Origin of the sequence: Acinetobacter sp. NIPH 2100, assembly GCF_000369805.1 — a bacterium.
Lineage (GTDB): Bacteria > Pseudomonadota > Gammaproteobacteria > Pseudomonadales > Moraxellaceae > Acinetobacter.
Genome location: NZ_KB850224.1, coordinates 652647 through 653206, shown reverse-complemented (window position 1 = coordinate 653206; position 560 = coordinate 652647). Strand labels below are relative to the sequence as shown.

General features: G+C 47.1%; 1 pseudogene. It reads right to left on the bottom strand.

Going from position 1 to position 560, the window contains the following annotated elements:
• Window positions 1–560, bottom strand: a pseudogene (locus F887_RS18440) (hemagglutinin); the annotation flags it as partial.

Sequence of the window (560 nt, the reverse complement as noted above, 5' to 3'; positions counted from 1 at the left end):
TCATCTGCACCGACAACATCAACCGCTTCACCCAGTTTCTTCTGAACAGTGGTGCCATCTTGTGCGGTTAAACCAAAGCCTTTGTCTGTTAAGTCCTGTCCTGCCTTATCCAATTGGCCTTTGTTCACTGCATCACTGGCTTCGGTCCCATCTGCAACGTTAGTAACTTTATTGCCAGCGGCATCGATACCTGACTTGGTCACACTTGGACCACCTGTAATGGTCATACCATCATTGTTAATCACAGTATCGCCTGCAGTGACACTGTCTACTTTCAAGTCGCGGTTCAGGCTGTACTTAATGTCATTGCCTTCTTTCGCCACTTGTAGGTTTTCTTCGCCATCTGCTGTACCGATATCAACAGTATCACCCGCTTTTACTGCGCCAGCATTTTCTCCATTGCTTTGCAGGTTCCAGCCTTTATCAAGCGCAGTAATTGCATCACCGACATTGTTGATGCTGTCACCATTCACCGTATAGTTCGGTGCTGTCACTGTGCCATCTGGATTAACAGTTGAACCACCGCCAAGTGCATCAGAAACACTTTGTGCATTCTTCGA